This is a genomic window from Vibrio eleionomae, assembly GCF_009874545.1.
Classification (GTDB): Bacteria; Pseudomonadota; Gammaproteobacteria; order Enterobacterales; family Vibrionaceae; genus Vibrio; species Vibrio nitrifigilis.
This window is the reverse complement of sequence record NZ_WEKT01000074.1, coordinates 1-20,526: the sequence shown is the minus strand read 5'-3', so window position 1 is coordinate 20,526 and position 20,526 is coordinate 1. Positions and strand designations below refer to the sequence as shown.

The window sequence follows — 20,526 nt, the reverse complement described above, 5'->3', positions numbered from 1 at the left end:
TAATAACCGTCACAATACATAATGAGAGGATTAAAATAGATCTTATCTGGATTTGTTGTTTGCGACGGATTAGTTCTTCCATTTACACGCTTCTTCTTTCAAGTCAACTTAAAATGCAATACTTTTTGTATCATCTATGAGATTGATTCAAACTTTATGTTTTACACTGGTTAGTTTTTGTGATCAATAGCCAAAACTAAAAAGACTCAAAACCATGATGATTTTGAGTCTTTTCTCCTCGTATCTATTGTTTTAGACATTATCTCATGCGACTATTGGCACAAATATTGAAATAATGGCATTTACGTCTTTTATATTAGGAGTCGATAATGGAAGCAGCCAAGTCAACCTCTTTTCTCATTGTTGATGATTTTGAATTAATGAGAAAAACCCTCAGGAATAATTTAATTTCCTTAGGTTTTGACAATATTATGATGGCTGGTGACGGCGAAGAAGCGATAAAGATTTTAAAAAATCATTCTGTTGATTGTATTATTTCAGATTGGAATATGCCGAGAATGACAGGGCTCCAATTATTACAATATATTCGCTGTGACGTGCAATACCAAAATATGCACTTTATGATGGTGACGGCTGAAGGTGAACGGAATATGGTCAATCGTGCAATTGATGCCGGCGTTGATCAATTTTTGGTGAAACCTTTTACACAAATCACGTTGCGCGATAAAGTCTCGACCATGTTAAAACATGGCCCTCGAGTGCTGTCTAAATCGGCTGTTGCTACAAATCAAAGTGCCAATAGAGAACGCCAAGCAAAAGAAGCGGCGTCTAAAAACAGTAAGCCTTTGATTCTTGCTGTCGATGATGTCGCAACCAATATTGCGATTATCGCTGATACCTTGAAAGACAATTATAAAATCAAAGCCGCAAACAGTGGGGTCGCTGCACTTAAAATATGCAGTAATGCTCGCCAGCCTGACTTGATCTTGCTTGATATTATGATGCCTGAGATGGATGGCTATCAAATTTGCGAAACGCTGAAGAACAATCCTAAAACCGCTCACATACCGGTCATTTTCCTAACGGCTAAGTCTGAAACAATCGACATGAAGAAGGGCTTTGAACTCGGAGCCGTGGATTATATCACTAAGCCTTGTAACCCCGATATTCTCAAAGCACGAGTCGCTACCCATATCAAACTTAAACTTTCTAAAGATGCTTTAGAAGAAAGGGTAGATACCTTAGTTGAAAATGCACGTTTACGTGAAGATGTTGAACGTATTACACGTCATGATTTAAAAAATCCTTTATCTGCCATTATTGGTAGCTGTGAGGCTATTTTGAATGACAAGTGGGTGCCTAACTGTATGAGTTCGGTTGAAAACATACGAGAAGCTTCCATGTCGATGTTAGGCATGATCAACCGTACGCTCGATATATATAAAATTGAGGCGGGTATCTATCGCCCGAAACTAGAACGTGTCAACTTAGCGGAACTGATGCATCGCATGGTTAACAGTTTTCGTATGCAGGCGCAAAACCGCACAATCAATATTGTGTATCAAGCACCAAGTGATTGTATTGCGTTGGCAGAAGAGATGTTGTGTATCTCTATGTTTGGTAACTTGCTGAATAATGCTGTTGAGGCATCTCCAGACGGTGAAAATATTTATGTGACCACCAATCAGGTCGGTGATGTGTGTGAAGTATCGATCAACAACGTTGGTGAAATTCCTCAAGAGATTCAAACAACGTTGTTTGATAAGTATGTGACGGCAGGTAAGCAAGGAGGTACAGGGCTGGGTACCTATTCAGCTAAACTGATGGCCGAGACTCAAAAAGGGCGAATTCGCTTTGATACTAGTCCTTATGAAGGGACGACCTTTTACGTTCAGCTGCCCATCGCCTAAGACACCATTTGAGCGGTAGGCTTGTCTGCCGCTTTATGCTCTGTTCAGAGTTGTGGTGCCTATTGTTTACTTATCGATAATTTATTTATCGATATTAATGACATGACATAGGCGCTGCCTTGTAACAAGACACCACAAACGCCGCAAAAATTCTTAAATAGACGCTAATGAATAGTCGGGTTGAGTAAATCCGCTAATTGCTTTAGGTCCATTTTGACCAACCATAAATAACGTGGTTGTTTGAGTTCCTTAGGCACTGGGACTTTAAAAATGGTATCGGTATGTGCAACCGGAAACTGAATGCTCGCAGGCCAGTGATTCTCTTTATGAGTGAGTTGCGCGGATTCGGCAATTTCTAAATGCAGTTGTGGGTATGTCATGGTTCCCTCTCTTAATTACTAACGAACATGCGTCATGGACATGGTGAGTCAGATGGTGATTCATCAAGAGATGCACGCGAAACGAATGAGTCGTTTGAGTGACGCTATCGGTAAAATTGCTTTAAATTGTTTCTCCCTCTATTCATCATAGTCTCAGTTCTCTATGTAAAAATGTTATCTATTCTTCAATTAACAATTTCTGTATACCCAAGTAACCTCAATATGCGATTTTAGCGAGAGTGGTTTCGCTCTTAGGTAACGCACTGATTTGAAGACATAGTCATTTCAGTAAGGTCTTAAAAGATATATAGGGACGTTGCGAGTAGGTTCAAGTGGCAGGAGATAAAAAATCAGGCTTTGACCTCAAGATGAAACACTGAGTTCTGCATCTTGAGGTCATTTGGGGGATAACTGTGATACCAGCGTGATATCAGGATTATAGCATCACTAAGCTGGCGGTGCCGAGAAAGGCAAAAAAGCCAATTACATCGGTCATGGTGGTAAGAATTACCGAGCCAGCGAGTGCTGGGTCGAGTTTAAATTTATCTAATAAAATCGGAATGATCACACCAAAGAATGCAGCCGTGGCCATATTAATAACAATCGCTAATGCGATGGTTGAGCCCAGAACTGCAGATTGAAACCACAATCCAGCGATTCCACCAATAATGACCGCCCATATCACACCGTTAATTGAACCAATACTCAGTTCATTTTTAAGTAGCGCAAATCGGTTGCCCTGTGTCACCTGATTGAGTGCCATGCCACGGACCATTAAGGTTAAGGTCTGGCTACCAGCGATTCCTCCCATCGATGCCACGATCGGCATTAATACGGCCAGAGCGACAACTTTCGAGATCACATCTTCAAACATTCCGATGGTCATCGAAGCCAGAATCGCGGTGAGAAGGTTAATACCTAGCCATAAGCCGCGTTTTTTAGTCCCTTTAATGACTGGTGTGAATAAGTCATCACCTTCGTCCATACCGGTACCAGCCATTAAGCGGGCTTCGTAAATTTCACGTTGAGTATTGAGCGCAAATTGCCAATCAACGTGCCCAACTAATGATTCGTTTTCGTCGACGACAGGCACCACAGGGACATCAGAATGTTCGATGGCATCAATCGCATCATTAATCGATTGGTGGGCATTCAGTGTCACTAATTCTGTTTGAGCCAACGCTTTTAATTGACTGATTTCAGGAGCAGTCACGATATCGCTATAGAGCACCATGCCTCGGAATTTTTTGGCGCGGTTGGTCAAGTAAACGTATTTAGGCGTTTCAAACTGGTATTTATCGAGTAATACCTTAGCGCGCTTTACGCTAATACCAATCGGTAAAGTAAATACTTTTTGCTCAGCCCAACGACCAATTTCTTCATCGCTATATTCTTTGGCGCGGTCATAAAGTTCTAATTCATCGCGACTGATTAAACGCATCGCATCCGCGATGATCTCTTCTGGTAACGAATCTGCCCACTCAATCAAGGAGAGGTTATCGAGTTTAGCCAGTGTCAGTTTTAATTCTGCTTCAGAGAGCGCATTGATGACCGAAAAACGCACTTCCGAACGCATTTCTGTCAGTACTGGGATATGTAACTCTAGGGGAAGGTTGCGCCACATTCTGACACGTTGCTCAACAGGAAACGCTTCTAATAGATTCGCTAACGAGCCTTCATCTAGGCCACTATCGACCATCTCATTAAGTTGAACTATTTGCTGTTGTTCATCAGCTTGTGCCAAGCGCGCTATCAATAACGACACATCTTGATATTCGTTCAACGTAAGACTCCCATATATTTCTAAGTATCACTGTAGGCGTTTATTTAGCGTTGGCTAACATGCTATAAGTTTATGAGAAACACAATAAAAATTTATGAGTCTCATTATAAATATTGTCGGTTGAAGGGTAGTGTATTCGTTGTCTATCACGCCTGATCAGTATCACAAATGATAAAAAGCCTCGGTAAGAGTGACCAAATAAAGGTTTTCGTTCTTAAAAATTCGAATGAGGTTCATTACCGAGGCATCAGTTGTTGGTCGTTAAATACCGTGTGTATGCGTGTATAAACTAGTGGGGATCGTCTAGGTGGTCTGGTGGGAGGGTTAAAATAAGGTTTTCATGGCTAACTTCTGGGGCATTCATCATGCTAGATAAACGTTGTAATGAAGACAGTAACAAGGTTTGCTCCCATTTAGGAAGTGACTGAAATTTATTAATAAAATCATCGTGGAGTAATTGTGGTGCTTTATTAAGAATGGTTTCTCCAGGTTCCGTGATTACTGCGTGTACTTTTCGTTTATCAACGGTGTCACGTTGGCGCGTAATAAACCCACGTTTTTCTAGGCGATCGAGAATGCTTGTTGCTGTCGCCTGACTCATGTTCGTCTCTTTAGATAATTGACGAATGGTTAATTTCGGCGATTGTTTAATCGCACGCATTAACAATAACTGTGGGCTCGTTAAGCCAAAGTCTTTGTTAAGCTTTTTTGAGCGTAAATCAATTGCTCGTATGATTTGTCGAATAGAGACAAGTACTTCTTCGTGAATATCCAACGTAATCTCCCATCACTATGGGGCTAACGTATTAGCCCCATTTTCTCATCACGGATTATTTTGCGGCTTGTTTTGCAGCTGCAATCCAAGAATTAAACAGTTTTTGGTGAGCTTTGATCCAACCATTTGCGTGCGCTTCGATATCACGCTCAGAATTATGTCCTTGAGACATCATCATATTTTCTGCGTTAACATCGTTGATGCTCAGTTTCATCACTTCAAAAAGTTTTGCAGCAGCAGGGTTCGCTTCAGCAAATTTCTTATTCGCCACGATGTGTTCTACGTTCATTGGGAAACCGTAGTTTTTACCATTAGGAAGAGCGGTATCCGCATTCGGTTTTCCTGCAACTGAAGAGAATGGAACTTGTAACCAAACCACGTCTTTCCCTGGAACTAAAACGCCACTTACCCAATAAGGGGTCCATGTGTAATAAAAGATCGGTTGACCTTTTTTATAACGAGCAATGGTATCGGCCATGATGGTTGAGTATTGGCCTTGGTTATGCTCAACCGTTTTGCGCAGTTTGTAAGCATCAAGCTGATGTTCAATCGCCGTTTCACAGCCCCAGCCTGGGTTACAACCGGATAAATCCGCTTTGCCATCGCCATCGGCATCAAACAGTTTTGCGATCTTAGGATCTTGGAATTGTTTGATATTGGTAATGTGGTACTTATCCGCGGTTTTTTTATCGATTAAATAACCTTGCGCCGCACCCGTGATGTAAGTCCCTTTACGGTAAAAGGCCTTATCACCGCCTGCTTTCTGGTATTTGCCATCATGCAGAGGTTCCCAGTTAACCGTTAGGTACGTGGCGTCACCTTCAGCAACCGAGGTGTAAGCCACGTTGTAATCCACTTCTTTGGTTGGTTTTACATCATAACCGAGTGCTTCCATCGCTTTATTGACGATAAGAGTCTGAAAAGTTTCTTCAGCGATGGTGGATTGAACAGGTTGAACGGTAACACCTTCTCCGGGCAACTTAGCGGCCCAAGCCGATGCAGACAAGGTAGCACTGACAGCGATGCTCGATACGAGTAGCGTCTTCCATGCATTCTTCATTGTTATTCTCCTAACATTGTGTGCAGTCGGGCCGCAGAAACGGAATAGACCTGCAGCCCTTGAATAAATTATTTTTTTGAACGGAAAAAGATTGAAATAGGGCCACTGTGGTACCAACGAGATTTTTGGTCACGGTTGTTTTCCCCTACTTTCTGCGTAATACGGTCGAGTAGAATCGCCAGAATAACGATACCTAAACCACCAACAGCAGCCAGACCCATATCAAGACGGCCAATGCCGCGTAACACCATCTGACCCAAACCACCTACTGCGATCATAGAGGCGATGACCACCATGGAAAGCGACAGCATAAGAGTCTGGTTTACGCCTGCCATGATCGTTGGCATTGCGAGCGGTAATTGGATGCGATAGAGCATCTGTTTTGGGCTTGCGCCGAAGGAGTGGCCTGCTTCGATTAATTCTTCTGGCACTTGCTGAATCCCCAAAATAGTTAAACGCACAATCGGTGGCAGCGCGAAAATAATCGTCACGACGACGCCAGGTACGTTACCGATACCAAATAGCATCACGATTGGCACCAAGTAAACGAACGCTGGGGTTGTTTGCATTGCATCAAGTAACGGGCGTATCACTTTGGCTGCCCGTTCGCTTCTCGCCAGCCATATTCCCATGGGTAAGCCGATTAACAAGCAGAAAAAGACCGAGGTCATCACCAGAGCGAGCGTCACCATCGCTTGATCCCAAGCGCCGATGAGGCCGATCACAATCAGTGATATAAAAGAAGCTACCCCCATTTTTCGACCAGCAAACTGCCAAGCTAACAAGGCCAAAATGACTAGCATAATAGGCGCTGGTGTTGAAACTAATGCAGTTTGAAACGAACTTAGAATGAGATCGATCGGTACACGAATCGCTTGGAAAACCGGACGTCCATGGCTAACGAGCCAATTAAGCGCTGTTTCTACCCAATGATCGAAAGGAATGATGGCATCGCGAAATGGGTGCCAAAAGCTAAATGGTTCTGGAGCCGCATTGTTTAGCCAATCAGCCGCAGGTTGCGCAGACGATGCCGCTGCGGTAGTGGAACCCCATGGATCTGATGAAGCTGCAGATGAAGCGGCTTGTGTTGCTGCACCCCATGGATCAGAGGCTTGTGCTGCATTGGTTGCATTTTCAACAGTCATGATTACTCCCTATCTAATGTCTGTAACAATCGCGATTTTGTAATAACGCCGTAATAATTTCCCTCTTCGTCCACAACCGGTACCGGATAGGGTACGTCAGCCACACGACCAATTAAGTCACTGACTGATACGGTTGGATCGATGGTTTTTATTTCAGGAAGTAGGGCGCTGGTCAGCGAGCGTTGTTCTTTATTTGCAATATTTAAAGATTCGAGAGATACAATGCCGGAGAATTTATTGGTTTTATCAACCACGATACCGTAATCACGATCGTTATCGCCAAGGATCTGCATGGCGGCGGCTGGGCCGTCGTTATCATGTTTTCTAAATACTGCGTTAGGGCGTTTACGAGCGATATCTTTGGCTGTAAACACACTCGCAACGTTAACACCGCGGAAAAAGGATTCAACGTAATCGTTGGCCGGATTGTGGAGAATTTCATCCGGTGTCCCCACCTGAACAACAACGCCATCTTGCATAATTGCAATTCGATCGCCGATACGCATCGCTTCGTCTAAATCGTGGGAAATAAATACAATGGTACGTTGGTCATCGTTTTGTAGACGCAGTAATTCATCTTGCATCTCAGTGCGAATTAATGGGTCAAGTGCCGAGAATGCCTCGTCCATTAATAATATATCTGGGTCGTTAGTGAGCGCTCGGGCAAGACCAACACGTTGTTTCATACCGCCAGAGAGTTCGTCTGGATAAGAATCACCATTAGCGCCTAAACCAACGCGTTCTAATGCAGCGTTGGCTGCAGCGTGGCGCTGTTGTTCTGCCACTCCGGCCAGTTCAAGACCAAACGATGCATTTTCTAATACCGTCATATGGGGCATAAGCGCAAAGTTTTGGAATACCATTGCAATGTTTTTCCGGCGAACCTGACGCAATTCCTCGGCCGAAATTTTTGAGATATCACGACCGCGTAATAACACATCTCCACGGGTCGGTTCTATTAAACGATTGAGTAAACGAACTAGGGTCGATTTGCCGGAGCCGGACAGCCCCATAATAACGAAAATTTCACCTTCATTGATGGTCAGAGATACATCTTTAACCCCGACGGTAAGGCCAGTTTGTTCGAAGATTTGGTCTTTATCTAATCCTTTCTCCAAAAGAGGAAATGCCTCGTCAGGTGTTTCTCCGAACACTTTGTAGAGGTTCTTCACTTCTAACATGGTCGACATGGTTAATATCCTTTGTTGTCTTTATTGTGCACTGCCTCATGCAACAAATATGCATAGTACACTAAACATTATTTTTTCCTATTTCAAGCCCCAAGTGTTTGAAGTTAAGCATGTTATGGTGATAAGTATCTGATATTAAATGATAATAAATTTATGTTAAACACTAAAATTTATTTGAGGTGGAATGTTTTGAGGCGAATGTAGTTTATTGGCTAAAGCTAAAAATGCGCTTGATATTTAACCAATTTTACCCTGTTTTTAATGAGGGGGAAGGGGGGCTTGTGGCGCTAAGCGTTGTGGAAAATGGCTCTTAATTTAGATAACACTAAAAACGTGCTAGATTGTTATGTGTACGATAGATCTAACCCAATAGCACATCCTTAGAATGAGAACTTCATTAGCGGTATAGTCCTATATTGATAGGTGAAAAAGCCCCAGTGGATGGGGCTCGTTTTCTTTAATGAAGTGGTGCGATCCTGTGGGATTATTTCGCTGCTGCTTTGGCTTGTTTTATCCAAGAATCAAACAGTTTTTGGTGCGCTTTAATCCAACCGTTTGCATGTGATTCCATGTCACGTTGAGAGTTATGGCCTTGTGCCATCATCATATTTTCAGCACTGATATCATTGATGTTGATCTTCATGATGGCAAACAGTTTTGCGGCTGCCGGATTATCCGCAGCAAATTGCTTATTGGCAGCAATTTTCATTGAATTCATTTGGAATCCATAATTTTTACCATTAGGCAATTTGGTATCGACATCACTGCGATCACCTGGAAGCGCAGAAAATGGCACTTCAAGCCAAACCACATCTTTTCCCGGAACCAAGACGCCACTTACCCAATATGGAGTCCAAGTGTAATAAAAAATGGGCTTCCCTTTTTTATATCGAGTAATGGTGTTGGCGATAATCGCGGAGTATTGCCCTTGATCATGTTCAACGGTTTTGCGTAGCCCATAGGCATCGAGCTGATGTTCAATCACGCCTTCACAACCCCAACCGGGATTACAACCAGAGAGGTTCGCTTTGCCGTCACCATCGGAATCAAATAGTTTGGCCAGTTTTGGGTCTTTGAGCTGAGCGATATTGGAAATGTGATACTTTTCAGCGGTTTTTTTGTCGATCAAGTAGCCCTGTGCCGCACCGGACACGAGCTCGCCTTTACGATAGAACTTTTTATCGCCCCCGGCTTTGGCGTATTTACCGTCGTGCAGAGGTGTCCAGTTAACCGCCATGTAGGTCGCATCTCCCGCAGCGATGGAAGTATAGGCCACGTTATAATCCACTTCCTTGGTCGGTTTTACCGTATAACCAAGTGCTTGCATCGCTTTGTTGACGATTAAGGTTTGGAATGTTTCTTCTGGTGTAGTTGATTGTACAGGTTGGACAGTAATGCCTTTACCTGGTAAATCAGCGGCTAAAGCCACCGATGAAGACACAGCGCATATTGCCATTGAAGTAGCAAATAGCGTTTTCCATGTGTGAGTCATGTGATTCTCCTAAGAGTGATAAACATTAGTACATGAAAGGTAACGTACTAGAGTGAGATAAATGTTAATAGGTCTAAATAATTTAATGTTAACGAGAAAATGATTTTTTGACTTTATTTAACCAATAAAGTGCTTTGCAATCATAATTTCATCTCAATATTAGAAAATTAAGCATTTTTATCATGTTGTTATTTATTAGAACCCTAAACATTTAAGGAGAGGTTTTCAAGTCATAAACAGATCTAAATAAGGAAAATATGATGTAAATCGATTGTTTGACTTGTAAACAAAAAGGATAAAAACGTAGAATTTCACAGTTAGTGCACTGGAAAGCATAAGCAGAGATGTTATGGTTATGGAAAGTGATTCATTGATAACACCGGATTTTATAAAGACAGCTTTTAAACCGGCCAACCCGTTGAGGAATAATACGTGATAAGACGTTTATTAGTAATTTTAGGTAGTGTGGTACTGACAACGTCTGTTGCGTTTGCAGCGAATAGTGATAGTCAACATAATGCAACACAAACTCAGCCTAAATCCAGCCAGAAATCATCGTCATACCAACAATCTCCTTTATTAGATCGACCATTAGTCGAAAGTTATATTTTAAATGAGCTGAAATCATTACGGACCGATCAGCAAGATCTAGAGCGCCGTCTTACTGTGCAAATCACAGATCGGGAACTTTCTGTTGCCGATAAATCAATGAATTATGCCAACGTCACGGTGACGTATTTCTTCTATATCATTGCGGGTGTTGCTTCCTTGATTGCTTTGATCGGTTGGCGTTCGTTACGTGAAGTAAAAATCAACACACGTGAGATGGCAGATAAGCGCTTAAATAAAATTGCCCAAGAATACGAGAAGAAATTCTTAGCATTAGAGCGCGATTTGAAACGTAAAACTCGTATCATCACTGAAAACAACCGCGAAATTGAAATCATTAATGAGATCCATAACTTATGGTTGCGTGCTCAGAGCATGCAGACGCCTGATCAAAAAATCGAAGTTTATGATGAGATCCTCAAAATTCGTCCGGGTGATTTAGAGGCGTTAACATATAAAGCCGACGCCGCAATGGAAATCAAAGAATATCACTGGGCAATGAGTCTTTGTAATCGTGTACTAGAATTAGATGAAAACAATGGTCCAGCGTTGTATCAACGCGCTTGTGCCTATGCGCGTTTAGGTGCTGAAGAGCAAGCATTAGAGGATTTGCAGCGAGCATTCGAGATCAGTTCGTCGTTAAAAGAAGCGGCAGCCGATGAAGATGACTTAGAATCTTTATATGGCAATAAGAAATTTGAAGCGTGGCTTCATGGTGAAGATGATGAATGATTAGGTCATTAATATGACTCTTCATGCATTATTGAATCGCGTTGTCGTTACGATTCATTTTTATTGTTAGACACACTAATGTTTTTTCTCCATAAAGCACCTGACATTGTCAGGTGCTTTTTGTTTTTCAGGCACAGGAATCAAACTTGCTGTGGAATCATTCCACACAGCAAGATGACAATGACTGATAACGAATTAAATGAGAGATAAACGTGGAAAATCAATCCCAACTAGACCAAGTTCGTGCTGACTACAATGTGAATTACTGGAGTCAGGGTTTTTTTGCTATTAATGATCAAGGTGAAGTGGTTGTTAACGCGAGGCAAGATCAGCCTCACGGTATCGCTTTAACTAAGATCGCTGACGCGTTGCAAGCACAAGGTATTAATACACCGGTACTGGTGCGTTTCCCCCAAATTCTGCACCAACGTGTTCATGGTATTTGCCAAGCGTTTAACCAAGCGATAAGCGAGTATGAATATCAAAACAACTATTTTCTGGTGTATCCAATCAAAGTGAACCAACAAAAAGAAGTGGTTGATGAGATACTCGCTAGCCAAGTGGGTCAAACGAACAAGCAGTTGGGACTAGAGGCAGGCAGTAAACCCGAATTACTCGCGGTACTCGCGATGGCTCAACAAGCAAGTTCGGTGATCATTTGTAACGGCTACAAAGACCGCGAATATATTCGCCTAGCATTGATTGGTGAGAAGCTGGGTCATCGTGTGTTCATTGTGCTCGAAAAAATGTCTGAACTGGATACCGTGTTAACCGAAGCGAAAGCGTTAGGTGTTAAACCTCGTTTGGGACTCCGTATTCGTTTAGCGTCTCAAGGGGCGGGTAAATGGCAATCCAGTGGCGGTGAAAAATCTAAATTTGGTCTGTCTGCCGCCCAAGTGCTGGCGGTGATTAGTCGCTTGAAAAAAGAAAACCAATTGTGTGCGTTACAATTAGTCCATTTCCACCTTGGATCGCAGATGGCCAATATTAGAGACGTACGTAATGGTGTTAATGAAGCTGCGCGTTTCTATTGTGAATTGCGTGGTCGCGATGTACCAGTTGAGTACTTTGATATTGGTGGTGGTTTGGCGATTGACTACGATGGTACCCGCAGCCAGTCGTCTAACTCTATGAACTACGGTTTGATTGAATATGCACGTAATGTAGTGAGTTCTGTCGGCGATATTTGTAAATTGTACAATGAACCGATGCCAAATATTATTTCGGAATCAGGTCGTTCTATCACCGCTCATCATGCGGTTTTGATCACAAACGTGATTGGCGCAGAAGCGTATTCTCCGGAAACGGTTTCAGAGCCAGAAGATAGCGAATCACTATTATTGAACAATATGTGGCGCAGTTGGGAAAGCTTACAGCAAGGCTCAGACGACCGTGCGTTAATCGAAATCTATAACGACACACAAAACGATTTATCGGAAGTGCATAGTCAATTTGCCACTGGGGTATTATCGCTTGACCAGCGTGCTTGGGCAGAACAGTTAACATTACGTATTTTCCACGAATTAAGTGGAAAAATGAGTACAAAAAACCGTTTCCATCGACCAATAATCGATGAATTGCAAGAGCGCCTTGCGGATAAGTTTTTCGTTAATTTCTCTCTGTTTCAGTCGCTACCTGATGCGTGGGGTATCGATCAAGTATTCCCAGTATTGCCACTTTCTGGGTTGCAAAATACGGAGCAAAGTCGTGCGGTGATGTTAGACATTACCTGTGACTCTGACGGTGCTGTAGAACATTATGTAGAAGGACAGGGGATTGAAAGTACACTGGCCGTGCCTAAATGGAGTAAAGATACGCCTTATTTAATGGGCTTTTTCTTGGTGGGTGCGTATCAAGAGATATTAGGTGATATGCATAACCTATTTGGCGATACACACAGTGCAGTCGTTAATATCACGCCAGAATGTGAGCCTGATATTACGTTTATCAACGAAGGAGATACCGTTGAGGATATGATGCGCTATGTGCATATCGATGTTGATAAAATTCGCGCAAATTACGTAGAACTGCTTGAAATGCGAGTGGAAGAGAGTGAGCGTGAAGCGATCCTGAACGAGCTTGAACAAGGTTTAGGTGGTTACACTTATTTAGAGGATTTTTAAATGAATGATTTGTTTAGTAAAACTGATTATTCTCTGTATTCAAATGCGATGACGTTTGTTCGCCAGCCTTACGTGAAAGATCCCATTGATGTTGATGCTGATGTGGTGGTTTTAGGTGTGCCGTTAGATATGGCAACATCGGGTCGACCTGGTGCACGTATGGGGCCGGATGCGATTCGTCGTGCCTCAGTGAACCTTGCTTGGGAAGCAAAAAAATTCCCTTGGGATTTCAAACTATTTGAGCGTATAAAAGTGGTGGATAGTGGCGATTTAGTCTTTGATTGTGGTGACGCCGAAGATTTTACCTATCGTCTTGAAGCGGCGACAGGAGAAATCCTTAAAAGCGGCAAAATGATGCTCGCACTCGGTGGTGACCACTTTATTACGTTGCCTATTCTCCGTGCTTATGCGAAACATTTCGGTGAAATGGCGCTGATCCATTTTGACGCTCACACCGATACATATCCTAATGGCAGTGCTTATGATCATGGCACTATGTTTTATCATGCGCCAAAAGAAGGATTAATTAACGATCGTCATTCCATTCAGATCGGCATCCGTACTGAATATAAAGTGGAAACACACGCTTATAACGTGATTAACGCGATGGAGGCGAATGACTTAACGCCAGAGGAAATCGTTGCGCAAATTAAAGCGGTGGTCGGTGAACGTCCGGCATACTTTACCTTTGATATTGATTGTTTAGATCCGGCGTTTGCACCGGGGACAGGCACACCAGTGATTGGTGGAATGACAACCGATAAAGTATTGAAAATTATTCGCGGTCTACACGACATCAACCTGGTAGGCATGGACGTTGTCGAAGTCTCGCCACCGTATGATAACAGTGATGTCACAGCGCTTGCTGGTGCAACCATTGCGCTAGAATTGCTGTACGCATGGGCATCGATGCGTCCGGAACCAAAACAAGCCGAGAGTGTTACTGGTGAGCCAAACGGCCGCTAATACACTGATTATTAAAATCTAAGTAAGCATCCCAGCCAGCGCTGGGATTTTTTGTGCGTACTATAATATTTCTGCTCATTTATGGTGCAAAAAGTGAACTATTACAGTGCATGGGTTTTGGGGGATTGTACTGAAGTGAAAAGAACTCGTTCATCGTTTAGGTGTGATATTGATTCAAAATGAGATCACGAAGCGGTTTTGAGTATCCATTGGTGGAAAAATAGCCAAACACGCTAATTTTTCGGATTTTGGCGACATAATTGCATTGTAATAGTACCTAATAGGTAAACTGCCGAATTTTCGCCAGTAAGCCGATTAAGAATTGTGGTCAATTGAAACAGGGAATTGACCATTTGCCGCACTTATTATGATTTGTGTGAAGATTTCTTCGTTGTTGTGCTAGTGAGCCAGTGATGGCTTAGCTAGGTAACATACGTTAAGTGGCGAATAATCAACCTAACGTGACAACAATGTCGACTTTTATAAGTGTCTTTTTTCATATATTTTGCTGTTAAGCTATGTCTTATGAAAATAAAGTGTTGAAAAATGATGACATTATCGCGCATTATCTGTGGGTTGCGTGCAACATCATTGTTTCACAATGATGAATAACATCGCATTTCGTGATCGGAAAACGATAAACAAAAAATGAATAACAAAACTAAAAAAGGGACATTATGAATAAGTTTGTTAAATCGACCGTAGCTAGCATCGTTTTAGCTTGTTCTGCGTTAAGTGCTTCAAATGCAATGGCGGCAGATTCAACATTAGAAAGTGTGTTGAATGCCGGCGAATTGAAAGTGTGTTTTGAAGCGGGATACATGCCATTTGAAATGAAGGCGAAAAACGGTCAATTCATTGGTTTTGATATTGATGTAGCGAAACATATGGCGCGCTCGATTGGTGTTAAATATGTACCGGTAAATACCGCTTGGGATGGCATCATTCCAGCACTGCAAACCAACAAATGTGACATCATCATGGCGGGTATGACTATCACGCCAGAGCGTAACTTGAAAGTGAACTTTGCTCAGCCATATATTGTTATTGGCCAATCCATCATTTTATCTTCAAAACTTGAAGGCAAAATTCACAGCTACAAAGATCTGAATAATCCAAAATATACTATCGCAACTAAGCTAGGTACTACTGGTGCTGAAGCGGCGAAAAAATATTTGCCAAAAGCGAAACTTGATCTGTATGACACTGAAGTGGACTCAGTGCTGCAAGTTACGAATGGCAAGGCTGATGCCTTTGTTTACGATTTCCCATACAACGCGATTTATGCTGCGCAACACAAAGATGGTATCGTACACCTAAGTAAGCCGTTTACTTACGAGCCACTAGGTTGGGCGATTCGTCAAAACGATCCTAACTTCCTTAACTTCTTGAATAACTATTTACGTCAAATCAAGGGTGATGGAACTTACGAACGTATCTACGACAAATGGTTCAAATCAGACAGCTGGTTGAAAAATGTCCAATAAACTTTTTTAATCACTATCTACAGGGCAAGCTTAGGCTTGCCCTGATTTAACCCAAATAAAAAGAGAATAGAGTGATGCAGTTAAAATCCTCACGTTGGGTGGGGCATATTATTTATGCTCTTATTATGATTTTGATGATTGGCGCAATTTATGGCGCTGGCAAAAGCATCAATTACAACTGGCACTGGGATCGATTGTGGCCATACGTCATTAACACGGATATGCAGGATATTCGTGCGCAAGGTGATGGCACAGTTGAGTTAAAAGGTAAGCAGTTGGTTATTGAGTTAGATAATTCTGACTCCCCACAGATCATTAAAAAATACAATCAATTATTGGTGTCTGATGGTGACTTGGTTTTCCAAGGTGATACTGTCGCACAACTGAGTCAATGGCGTTTTGGTCCAATTGCAACAGGCTTATGGGTCACGATTAAAATTTCGTTTATCTCATTGATCTTTGCCGTCGCTCTCGGATTAGTCTTTGGTTTAATGAGGGTGGCGAAAAATACCGCTTGTCGTGATCTCTCATTAACTTATGTCGAATTGATTCGCGGCACGCCATTGTTGGTACAAATCTTTATCGTCTATTTCTTTATTGGTACAGTCCTTGATTTCGATCGCTTTACCGCTGGTGTCGTCGCGCTCTCTGTCTTTACTGGTGCTTACGTCGCAGAAATTGTTCGTGCGGGTATCCAAGCGATCCCTAATGGGCAGATGGAAGCCGCTCGCTCCCTAGGCATGAATTACGGGCAAGCGATGCTCTACATTATTTTGCCGCAAGCAATGAAGAAAACCCTACCGCCTTTAGCGGGACAGTTCATTAACTTGATTAAAGACTCGTCGTTGGTATCGGTTATCTCAATTACCGATTTAACCAAAGCAGGGCGAGAAGTTGTCAGTGGTAGTTTTGCACCATTTGAAGTTTGGTTCACCGTTGCTGCTCTCTATTTAGTAGTGACAGGGTCACTATCTTGGGGTATACAACGTTTAGAGAAGAGGTTATCAGCAAGTGACTAATCAATATCAAGGTAATGACATCGTAATTACAAAAGATGTCGACAAATATTACTCCAACGGTTGTCACGCGCTGAAGTCGGTTTCAACCACGATTAAGCGCGGTGAAGTGGTTGCGATCATTGGTCCTTCTGGTTCGGGAAAATCAACGTTTCTACGCACATTGAACCAGCTAGAAGAGATTTCTGCAGGGTCGATTGAAATCGATGGCGTGGATATGTACGCCAGCACGACCGACATTAACCGGTTACGACAAAATGTCGGTATGGTGTTTCAAAGCTTCAATTTATTTCCCCATAAAACCGCATTAGAAAACGTGATGCTTGCACCTCGCATCGTCGCGAAGCGTTCGCAAAAAGATGCTGAGACGCATGCGAGAGAGCTTATTGAACGAGTTGGCCTCGGTGATCGCATGAACAACTATCCGTCACACTTATCAGGTGGTCAACAGCAACGTGTTGCCATAGCGCGCGCCTTAGCGATGAAGCCTGATCTTATGTTGTTTGATGAACCCACTTCAGCGCTCGATCCTGAGATGGTGGGTGAAGTGCTCGACGTTATTAAAGGTTTGGCTCAAGAAGGCATGACCATGGTTATCGTTACCCATGAAATGGGCTTTGCTCGTGAAGTGGCTGACCGGGTGCTATTTATGGAAGAGGGGGCTTTGCTGGTGGATGACAGTCCTCAAGCTGTATTTGGTGGCGATGGCCACCCCCGTTTAAAACAGTTCTTAGCGAAAGTGCTGTAAATACCTCAAGCTCATTAGCAAAAGACCTCCATGTGAGGTCTTTTTTTATGCCATTTTGATAAGAAAACTTCACAACTAATGTGCGGAATTCTATCGATAGTGCGGTTATATTTGGCGAAATACCGCCACTGAGAGTCTGAAATTGAGAGGTAGTGAGTGCTATAAATCTATCAATAGACCTAAAAAGGGCCGATTAGAGCGAATTGTGAGACTTCAAAAATGTGCCACATCACACAAATTAGCAAATTAAAAAATTAGGTTTAAGAAATGAAATAGCGCAAATGTGCGTAAAAAAACAACAGTTGATGAGTTTGTGGTCATCAGATTAGGCCATTGTAATAAAGTTAGACAGAATCTCACCGTCGATTGACATTCAATTTATCGACATTTGTCATTTTGTTGGGCATCAAGAACCGTTAGGAGACGAGTCATGGAGCTCAATCAAGAAGATCGCACTGCGTTATATAACGTTTGGATGTCACAAAAAGCAAAAATGCAGATAACCCAAATGGAAATGAGTAAGCGACTTGGGCTGAGTCAGATGGAGTTCTCACGAATTTTACGTGGTAATGCACCGCTTACAATGGGTTTTGTTACCAAATTCTGCCAGCAATTACATGTTGAACCTTATAACGTTTTACCGACATTAAAGGCAAATTACACGGGGGCAGAGGTTGTTGTGCACCTGCAAAATCGAATTAGCGTTGATGGAGAAATTCAAAACGTATATATAGAGGGAAACCAAGTCATCATCGATTATACGCATCAGGCGTAGTCCATATGTTTTAAGAGATTGATTCCCGTAACAAGCAGTATCCGCGCTTAGAGTTGCTATAGTGACGTCTAGTTAGTGCGTGCAAGGCTTAGGCTGCACAAATACAATTTAAGGCAAGGCGAGTGTGCCTTGCTTTTACTTTTTCTACAGTATGCCTTTGATAGAACACGGGATAGAAGGAAAACAGGTAAGGGGAACTGCTAGGTAAGATTAATGGTGTATACCCAAGTAACCTCAAGATGCTGTTTCAGCGAGAATGTATTCGCTCTTAGGCAAGGCACTGATTTGAAGACATAGTCATTCTACGTAGAAAATATATACAACGTTAGATAAGAGTACTAGCCTGGATTAGATATGATAAATATGGAGAGTGGTTTGCTGCCAATAACCGCTTTATGTTATTCATACCCAAGCAGATAGAGGCTGATTGGGTATGATCATAATACTATCGATTGAGTTACTTATTGCTGCTGATGCAGCTCTGAATAACGATATAACAGCTCTGTTAACAGAGTGGACCACGCTAACGCTTCGTTAGGTGTCGACTTGGCCAGACGAGCTTCTACTTCCTCACAATGGGCTTTTAAGCTCACCGCTTTATCCAATTGAAAACCAATGGCGTAAAAGTGCCACAACACCAATCGAGTCATACGTTCGATATTCTGCTCAGCATTTTGTGACTCTTTGAAAATTGTAGGAATTTCCCCTAAAGCCACCGCATGTAACCGTAACGTAGCGTCAAAATAGGCCTCTTGTTGACGCTCTGTACTCACCTTTTCCTCTGGTTCAAAGTGGTAGATTTCCCGTACGACAGGCTCTGGAACCAAACGGTGCATTATCCGCATCGCAAGCTCAGTCAGCTCCTCTTTGCTGGTCTGGTTTAAACAATCGTAACGGTAATCTTGTTGCATAAGGTATTGATCTCTCGGTATCTCTTTCATGAATTTTACGTTTTTAATTTTGCTAAGTCACCCGTTTTGGGACGTTAGTCACGCAGAGTCTGTGATAGATCAAAAGAAATGTAAATAATTATGCTTCTAAAGTAGAGGGTGCTTAAGTAATAAATGCATCTTAATCAGTTAGTTAAGATATTTTCATTGATATAAACCATTATTTGCAACGTAACATTTCATAATATTTGCTATTCAGATGGAAAGTAAAAGCCTTTGTATGATGTAAATGATGATTGTTTTTCATCATAAGTTACTAATTTAATTATTGTTTATGTTGTTTGAGGTTGCGTAATGAATAAATGGGTTATGCCGATAATAGTGTCGAGTTTGTGCTATGGAACCGCGGTGGCGAGTGAGTGGGGTTACAGTGATACCAATGGCCCTGAGCATTGGGGGAAGGTGTCTAAAACATGTGTCGAAGGGCAATCGCAAAGTCCGATCAACATTCAGGGAAACCCGCGCGCCATGCAAAAATCCTTGTCCGTCGAATACTTAGGAAGCGTAGAATCTTTGGTGAATAACGGCCACACCCTTCAAGCAAATGTTACAGGAAATAACCGAGTATTACTCGATGGCAAGGCGTATTCCTTAAAGCAGTTTCATTTTCATACCCCTGCAGAAAATTTAATTCGCAGTCGTCGATATCCGTTAGAAGCGCATTTTGTTAACCAAGATGAGCGTGGCAATCTGTTGGTTGTCGCCGTTATGTTTAAGAATGGGAACAATAACCTAGCGCTACAACACCTCACGAATACATTGCCAACTAAGGGAGGCCAAACTCCGATAACAGCAGGATTGAAAGTTGCAGAGTTAATCCCAGACACATCAAAATACTTTCAATTTAACGGTTCGTTAACCACTCCACCGTGCAGTGAAGGTGTCAAGTGGGTAATTCTAAAACAATCTAAATCGCTATCAGAAGAACAAAATATGAGATTAAAAAAGGTCATGGGAAATAATAACCGACCAATACAGTCAATTAATAAAAGAGTAGTGTTTGAAATGAATTAAATTTTGTATTTTAATACCTTCAGTTAACTAATTTTTAACTATCCCTACAATATATTTACTGTGGGGATTTTTATTTAATGTATAAATTTCTGATAAAAAAAACACTCTAAGCAAAACGCTTAGAGTGAATATTCTGGTAATAAATATAATTTGCTTTTATTGGTTACGCTATTGCTGAGTAGCGTACAACTCTTGCCAATATGAGATAGCCATATTACTGAGTCTGGTCTGCAATGCTGTTACAAACTTGCTTTTTACGATATTCCTAAAATTTGAAAAAAACAATTGGATTTTCCTTTCAAAAATGAAATGATAATTTTCAGGTTTTTGGACTTTAGTTCTAAGAAATTATCGGTGTATATTTTTTTCGTCAGGAGAATTATGGATGATTCTCTTAAGATTATTTATTC

At 42.0% G+C, this 20,526-nt stretch carries 17 protein-coding genes; 9 read left to right on the top strand and 8 right to left on the bottom strand.

The features are described from left to right. Nucleotides 1-329: 329 nt before the first annotated feature. The gene (locus F9817_RS21975) at nt 330-1,871 is read left to right on the top strand and encodes a response regulator (RefSeq protein WP_161158345.1); all 1,542 of its coding nucleotides are present in this window, start codon (nt 330-332) and stop codon (nt 1,869-1,871) included. A 164-nt stretch (nt 1,872-2,035) separates the two neighbouring features. Here the strand turns inward: F9817_RS21975 and F9817_RS21970 are convergent, their stop codons facing one another. From F9817_RS21970 to proX (F9817_RS21940), 7 genes are all read right to left on the bottom strand, one after another. Further along, nucleotides 2,036-2,251 (bottom strand): hypothetical protein, encoded by a 216-nt coding sequence (locus F9817_RS21970; protein ID WP_161158344.1) that lies wholly within the window; start codon nt 2,249-2,251, stop codon nt 2,036-2,038. Nucleotides 2,252-2,687: 436 nt separating this feature from the next. Further along, entirely contained in the window at nt 2,688-4,034 is a 1,347-nt protein-coding gene (locus tag F9817_RS21965; RefSeq protein ID WP_161158343.1) for a magnesium transporter, read from the bottom strand. Nucleotides 4,035-4,323: 289 nt separating this feature from the next. After that, nucleotides 4,324-4,809 carry a MarR family winged helix-turn-helix transcriptional regulator gene (locus tag F9817_RS21960; protein WP_161158342.1) on the bottom strand — a complete coding sequence of 162 codons (486 nt, stop codon included), beginning with the start codon at nt 4,807-4,809 and terminating at the stop codon, nt 4,324-4,326. Between the two features lie 55 nt (nt 4,810-4,864). Further along, entirely contained in the window at nt 4,865-5,869 is a 1,005-nt protein-coding gene (gene proX / locus F9817_RS21955) for a glycine betaine/L-proline ABC transporter substrate-binding protein ProX (RefSeq protein ID WP_161158341.1), read from the bottom strand. 68 nt (nt 5,870-5,937) lie between these two features. Continuing rightward, nucleotides 5,938-7,014 (bottom strand): glycine betaine/L-proline ABC transporter permease ProW, encoded by a 1,077-nt coding sequence (gene proW / locus F9817_RS21950; RefSeq protein WP_161158340.1) that lies wholly within the window; start codon nt 7,012-7,014, stop codon nt 5,938-5,940. Between the two features lie 2 nt (nt 7,015-7,016). Next, on the bottom strand, nt 7,017-8,204 hold the full coding sequence (gene proV, locus F9817_RS21945; protein WP_161158339.1) for a glycine betaine/L-proline ABC transporter ATP-binding protein ProV: 1,188 nt from the start codon (nt 8,202-8,204) through the stop codon (nt 7,017-7,019). A 484-nt stretch (nt 8,205-8,688) separates the two neighbouring features. Next, nucleotides 8,689-9,696 carry a glycine betaine/L-proline ABC transporter substrate-binding protein ProX gene (gene proX / locus F9817_RS21940; protein ID WP_161158338.1) on the bottom strand — a complete coding sequence of 336 codons (1,008 nt, stop codon included), beginning with the start codon at nt 9,694-9,696 and terminating at the stop codon, nt 8,689-8,691. A 432-nt stretch (nt 9,697-10,128) separates the two neighbouring features. Between proX (F9817_RS21940) and F9817_RS21935 the strand changes: the two genes are divergently transcribed. The 7 genes from F9817_RS21935 (at nt 10,129) to F9817_RS21905 (ending at nt 18,152) form a co-directional block, all read left to right on the top strand. Continuing rightward, nucleotides 10,129-11,037, top strand: a complete 909-nt coding sequence (locus F9817_RS21935) for a tetratricopeptide repeat protein (RefSeq protein ID WP_345789751.1) — start codon at nt 10,129-10,131, stop codon at nt 11,035-11,037. Between the two features lie 212 nt (nt 11,038-11,249). Next, entirely contained in the window at nt 11,250-13,160 is a 1,911-nt protein-coding gene (speA, locus tag F9817_RS21930; RefSeq protein ID WP_161158337.1) for a biosynthetic arginine decarboxylase, read from the top strand. Then, nucleotides 13,161-14,126 carry an agmatinase gene (speB, locus tag F9817_RS21925; RefSeq protein WP_161158336.1) on the top strand — a complete coding sequence of 322 codons (966 nt, stop codon included), beginning with the start codon at nt 13,161-13,163 and terminating at the stop codon, nt 14,124-14,126. Between the two features lie 677 nt (nt 14,127-14,803). Continuing rightward, complete coding sequence (locus F9817_RS21920) at nt 14,804-15,613, top strand: transporter substrate-binding domain-containing protein (RefSeq protein ID WP_161158335.1); 810 nt, start codon at nt 14,804-14,806, stop codon at nt 15,611-15,613. A gap of 74 nt (nt 15,614-15,687) precedes the next feature. Next, complete coding sequence (locus F9817_RS21915) at nt 15,688-16,632, top strand: amino acid ABC transporter permease (RefSeq protein ID WP_161158347.1); 945 nt, start codon at nt 15,688-15,690, stop codon at nt 16,630-16,632. Next, the gene (locus F9817_RS21910; RefSeq protein ID WP_329604854.1) at nt 16,625-17,377 is read left to right on the top strand and encodes an amino acid ABC transporter ATP-binding protein; all 753 of its coding nucleotides are present in this window, start codon (nt 16,625-16,627) and stop codon (nt 17,375-17,377) included. The genes F9817_RS21915 and F9817_RS21910 overlap by 8 nt, the downstream gene beginning before the upstream one ends. Before the next feature lie 430 nt (nt 17,378-17,807). Further along, nucleotides 17,808-18,152 carry a helix-turn-helix domain-containing protein gene (locus F9817_RS21905; protein WP_161158334.1) on the top strand — a complete coding sequence of 115 codons (345 nt, stop codon included), beginning with the start codon at nt 17,808-17,810 and terminating at the stop codon, nt 18,150-18,152. 461 nt (nt 18,153-18,613) lie between these two features. Here the strand turns inward: F9817_RS21905 and F9817_RS21900 are convergent, their stop codons facing one another. Beyond that, the gene (locus F9817_RS21900) at nt 18,614-19,063 is read right to left on the bottom strand and encodes an exoribonuclease R (RefSeq protein WP_161158346.1); all 450 of its coding nucleotides are present in this window, start codon (nt 19,061-19,063) and stop codon (nt 18,614-18,616) included. 333 nt (nt 19,064-19,396) lie between these two features. Between F9817_RS21900 and F9817_RS21895 the strand changes: the two genes are divergently transcribed. Then, the gene (locus F9817_RS21895; RefSeq protein WP_161158333.1) at nt 19,397-20,116 is read left to right on the top strand and encodes a carbonic anhydrase; all 720 of its coding nucleotides are present in this window, start codon (nt 19,397-19,399) and stop codon (nt 20,114-20,116) included. The last annotated feature ends 410 nt before the right edge of the window (nt 20,117-20,526 follow it).

Coding starts and splice junctions, on each gene's coding strand:
- F9817_RS21975 (WP_161158345.1), top strand. CDS start 330: ATGGAAGCAGCCAAGTCAACCTCTTTTCTCATTGTTGATGATTTTGAA.
- F9817_RS21970 (WP_161158344.1), bottom strand. CDS start 2,251: ATGACATACCCACAACTGCATTTAGAAATTGCCGAATCCGCGCAACTC.
- proX (WP_161158341.1), bottom strand. CDS start 5,869: ATGAAGAATGCATGGAAGACGCTACTCGTATCGAGCATCGCTGTCAGT.
- proW (WP_161158340.1), bottom strand. CDS start 7,014: ATGACTGTTGAAAATGCAACCAATGCAGCACAAGCCTCTGATCCATGG.
- proV (WP_161158339.1), bottom strand. CDS start 8,204: ATGTCGACCATGTTAGAAGTGAAGAACCTCTACAAAGTGTTCGGAGAA.
- proX (WP_161158338.1), bottom strand. CDS start 9,696: ATGACTCACACATGGAAAACGCTATTTGCTACTTCAATGGCAATATGC.
- speB (WP_161158336.1), top strand. CDS start 13,161: ATGAATGATTTGTTTAGTAAAACTGATTATTCTCTGTATTCAAATGCG.
- F9817_RS21920 (WP_161158335.1), top strand. CDS start 14,804: ATGAATAAGTTTGTTAAATCGACCGTAGCTAGCATCGTTTTAGCTTGT.
- F9817_RS21915 (WP_161158347.1), top strand. CDS start 15,688: ATGCAGTTAAAATCCTCACGTTGGGTGGGGCATATTATTTATGCTCTT.
- F9817_RS21905 (WP_161158334.1), top strand. CDS start 17,808: ATGGAGCTCAATCAAGAAGATCGCACTGCGTTATATAACGTTTGGATG.
- F9817_RS21900 (WP_161158346.1), bottom strand. CDS start 19,063: ATGCAACAAGATTACCGTTACGATTGTTTAAACCAGACCAGCAAAGAG.
- F9817_RS21895 (WP_161158333.1), top strand. CDS start 19,397: ATGAATAAATGGGTTATGCCGATAATAGTGTCGAGTTTGTGCTATGGA.